Origin of the sequence: Pelagicoccus sp. SDUM812005, assembly GCF_031127875.1 — a bacterium.
Taxonomy (GTDB): domain Bacteria; phylum Verrucomicrobiota; class Verrucomicrobiia; order Opitutales; family Opitutaceae; genus Pelagicoccus.
Window position 1 is genome coordinate 1 of sequence record NZ_JARXIA010000052.1, and the last position, 3,830, is coordinate 3,830.

Here is a 3,830-nt window from a genome sequence, read left to right on the forward strand (position 1 = left end):
GGCAAACGCCCGCCTCTTTCACTACGACCCGATGAAAATCAACGACCCCAGAAATTCAAACGATAGCTTGGGCCTTGTCGCCTGAGCTCGACGTTGTATGAAGAAAAAGAAAAACAGTAACGCACTCGGTTTCTTCATAACCATGTTTATCGTTTTAGCGATCGGAGCAATCTGGTCGATGACCAGAAAAGAACCGATAGAAGTAACTGTCATCGATTGGTCACATCTACCCCGCAGTTCAATTGTTCGATTCGAAGTTACGAACAATTCTCCAACAAAGGAAAAGGCTCTAATCAAAATTTTCGCTGAAATCTCTTGGAGTTCCGAAGATGGCGTAGGCAGCCGTAAAATTAAAAGCAAAGAATTCGAGATCGAACTTTTTAGTGAGGAAACTAAAAAGATTACAGAAACCTTAGATTACGAGCAGGGCATAAAATTCAACAACTCTAGAATCGTTGTCGAAGGTTACGAATTAACATACAACCAGGCGGCCCATTCAACGGCGGCAAACGCTCGCCTCCTTCATGACGAATTTTCTCAAATCAACCACCCCAAACATGGAGGCCAAGCCTGAGCCGCCGTCGCATGGCCTTCACGTTAGCGAAAAAAAGAAATGAGCAACCAACTAGCAACAAACAATGGAGAGCCACAACTCCCAGCACTGCCTCAACAGATGCTTCCCGCTCTTTCCCAGATCACTGCCGCTCTAGGCATTCCGAGAAGTGTACTAGCGCCTGATGAAGAAATACAGTACGCATGGAGGGATCTTCCACGCGAGCTGGCTCAGATACCATCAAACTTACGAGACGAACTTATCGCCAGAATGTGCGTAGCTGTGAGCACAGGTCTTTTCGACGGGGCTATTAACTACGCTTGGAATGCTACGATAATTCACCTGCGACAAATGATACGGGAATTTGGATTACCCGTTGTCGCACAAACCCTACAGAAGGACTTTGAAGAGAAGCATCTTCTAGACTTGCAGGATAATCAACTTCTTGAGCTATCGCTCAAACTTGGCCTAATAAGCGAAGACGGCTTTTTCTTCCTAGATCAATGCCGTGATACAAGGAACAATTTCTCAGCTGCACATCCAACGATAGGAAAAATTAATGATAGAGAATTTACTACATTTCTAAATCGTTGTATCCGATATTCACTTGCCGCCGAAGTGTTTCCAAGAGGAGTTGATGTAGGTTCGTTTATTAGTGCGGTCAAGGGTACACGTTTCAATGAAGACCAACTAACCGTCTGGACAGACCGGCTTCAGGCCACACACGACGCTCAACGCCAACTGCTTTTGGGTACAGTTCATGGCCTATACTGCGACCCAAACGCGACAGAACCAGTAAGGCTAAACTCACTCGATCTGTGTCGGAGGTGCTCTCCTGCATTCAACGCTGCCATAAGATCAGACCTCGTAGATAGACATTCTGACTACGTTGCCAAAGGCGACACCCAGCGTCACACTGCTTCACAGCAGTTCTTCGAACGGTTAGGTCTTCTCAGCTTACTGAATGAATCAGAAAGACACGGAGTCATTTCTAGGGCTACAACTCAACTTTGGAACGTTCACCAAGCGATGAACAACTTCTACAACGAACCTCCATTTGCAGAGAGATTGAGAAGAATATCTGAACAAGAGCCGATCCCCGAAACAATCCAAGAAGAGTTTGTCCGAGTTGTTGTTGGATGTAGAATTGGAAACGGTTACGGTGTTTCCGGAGCCGCAGAAGACCACTATAACGCCATGGTCCAGGGTTTCTCACCGAGAGAAGTGAGGCTGGCAGTTTCGCTATGTAGATCGAATGACATAGTTGGGAGAAGAATTCAAAATAGTGGATCATGCAGAAGAAACTATTCAGAACTTTTAGGATTGATTGAACCCGCTTCAGTACCAAGTGACGTCAGATCCGACTACGAACACTATATAAATAACGGCTAACAAAGCGCTTCAGACAACGAGCGCAAGCGCTCGTCGTCTGAGCTTGGCGATATGAAGAACAAAAATGTCTGACCTAGCGGCTGCATCACTTGTCATTGGCATCCTCGTGTTGGTCGGTGGACCCGCACTCTACTGGATCTTTTTCAAAGATGGCACGGACTACACCGAGCACAACGCCGCCACAGATGAGCCGACGCCTTTGAAACAAAAGGAAGTAGACGAAATTGAGAGATCTCTCGCCGTTACCTTGCCCAGAAGCTATTCCGCATTCCTGCAGTCAGAAAACAGACGCGGCATTGATGACACTACCATACTCTCGAATGCTGAACTTATCATCAGTTTCACAGAAGATTACAGAAAAGGATTTGAGTCAGTCGATCCATGGCCATCCAACCTTGTCTACATTGGCGACGAAGGTGATGCTACCCCATTCATTTTGGATACAAATGATGGATTCATTCGAAGACATCCCAAGGGTTACATTACGAAGAAACCCTTTGAATCTTATGATTCGTTCGATAGCTTCCTAAACGAAATGGAAGAGAAAAATAAATCATATCAAGTCGGTGCTCACAACGTGCGCAAGCGCACGCCGTGAGACCTCTGCGATGGGCAGATAAAATGAGAACTTTGCTACTAATAGTTTCAGCCATACTTCTGACGGGTTTCTCAATTGAAACACCAGAAACAATCAAGGCCGCAGAAAAGCAGGCGAAACGATGGAAGAAGGAAGTTAATCGACGATTCGATATGAAAGAATTGCACAAGTTTCTCGAGGCTACGATCGCGGCAAACCCGACCTTGAACGAGATTGATTTATCTAAAGCAAAAATCGGAAAGAAATGGATACACTCAGATATGTCTTTTACCTCAGGCGACTGGGTGTTCTCCTACAACTCGAAAGCAGAAGATTTCGAATTCATCTACACCTACGGAGATGAAAAATTTATCGGCTTAAGGTGTAAGAGAAAATCGAAAAAGGAATTCGAGTACATAGAACCGTATCTAGACGAGTGGATAGTACTCTCCTGTCAAAACAACGAAATGCCCATCAAGACGGCGCTCACAACGGCGGCAAGCGCCGCGTGAGACCTCGACGTTAGGCAGAAAATTGAAGAAGAATTATCCCACAGAAATAGCGGTCTGCATTGGAATTGTCTCGGTCTTAGAATTAGCCTACTACCTAGCTAACGACGATGACTTCTCTCTGTCTATCTATGCCAAGAGCGTGGTTGAAGTATACGTAGCACCGATTTATCCAGGATTGCACCTGATCTACCCACCGATTATCCTGATTCTCCTCATAACCCTCCTACTGTACCTATCGAAAATAAAAAATGACATTTTGAGAAACGTTGGAGCACTTTTTTCGATACTAGCATGGGCCGGACTAGGATTCGCTACTATAATCAATTACTACAATTAAATGATGCCTAACAATAAAGGGACCTTCGAACCGTAGGTTCGCATTGGCCCATGGTTGAACAAGCCGCGGTCCGAGTCGGACCTAGCCGGATACGCTATATGCGTTTTGCTTTTCCCGCGCTTCCTCCACTGGAAGGGCTTTTTCGCGTTTGGGCTACGGACTTGGCGAGAGCCAGCGACGATCCCCAGCCCGAATCGAGCCGGAAAAGCGACTCGCGGCGGACGAATCGGGGCGTTTCGGAGCGTATCGGAAAGATGGAGACGCGGGGGCGCGGATCCGGACGGCGCGCTTCGCTCGGACTTCTCATGCGGCGGCCCTCCTGTCCCGGCGGGCCCATATCTTGGGGATCGAGCGCTCCCACGGCGTAAGCGGTGCAAAATCTGCCCCTAGGCCGATCTTGACTTCTTCCAGTTGGCTGGGGTCAGAGCTCTGAGCTCCTGCTCCGGCAGGGGTCGCGTA

At 47.3% G+C, this 3,830-nt stretch carries 5 protein-coding genes; all 5 read left to right on the top strand.

Annotated elements, in window-relative coordinates; genetic code table 11:
- The first annotated feature begins 97 nt into the window (after positions 1-97).
- The 5 genes from QEH57_RS24535 (at position 98) to QEH57_RS24555 (ending at position 3,371) form a co-directional block, all read left to right on the top strand.
- Complete coding sequence (locus QEH57_RS24535; protein ID WP_309009449.1) at positions 98-574, top strand: hypothetical protein; 477 nt, start codon at positions 98-100, stop codon at positions 572-574.
- Positions 575-613: 39 nt separating this feature from the next.
- The gene (locus QEH57_RS24540; protein WP_309009450.1) at positions 614-1,945 is read left to right on the top strand and encodes a hypothetical protein; all 1,332 of its coding nucleotides are present in this window, start codon (positions 614-616) and stop codon (positions 1,943-1,945) included.
- 64 nt (positions 1,946-2,009) lie between these two features.
- The gene (locus tag QEH57_RS24545) at positions 2,010-2,543 is read left to right on the top strand and encodes an SMI1/KNR4 family protein (protein ID WP_309009451.1); all 534 of its coding nucleotides are present in this window, start codon (positions 2,010-2,012) and stop codon (positions 2,541-2,543) included.
- Positions 2,544-2,566: 23 nt separating this feature from the next.
- On the top strand, positions 2,567-3,034 hold the full coding sequence (locus QEH57_RS24550; RefSeq protein ID WP_309009452.1) for a hypothetical protein: 468 nt from the start codon (positions 2,567-2,569) through the stop codon (positions 3,032-3,034).
- Between the two features lie 22 nt (positions 3,035-3,056).
- On the top strand, positions 3,057-3,371 hold the full coding sequence (locus tag QEH57_RS24555) for a hypothetical protein (protein WP_309009453.1): 315 nt from the start codon (positions 3,057-3,059) through the stop codon (positions 3,369-3,371).
- Positions 3,372-3,830 lie beyond the last annotated feature (459 nt).

Excerpts from the sequence above, each read along its gene's own strand:
- QEH57_RS24540 (WP_309009450.1), top strand. The coding sequence starts at position 614 with ATGAGCAACCAACTAGCAACAAACAATGGAGAGCCACAACTCCCAGCA.
- QEH57_RS24545 (WP_309009451.1), top strand. The coding sequence starts at position 2,010 with ATGTCTGACCTAGCGGCTGCATCACTTGTCATTGGCATCCTCGTGTTG.
- QEH57_RS24550 (WP_309009452.1), top strand. The coding sequence starts at position 2,567 with ATGAGAACTTTGCTACTAATAGTTTCAGCCATACTTCTGACGGGTTTC.
- QEH57_RS24535 (WP_309009449.1), top strand. The coding sequence starts at position 98 with ATGAAGAAAAAGAAAAACAGTAACGCACTCGGTTTCTTCATAACCATG.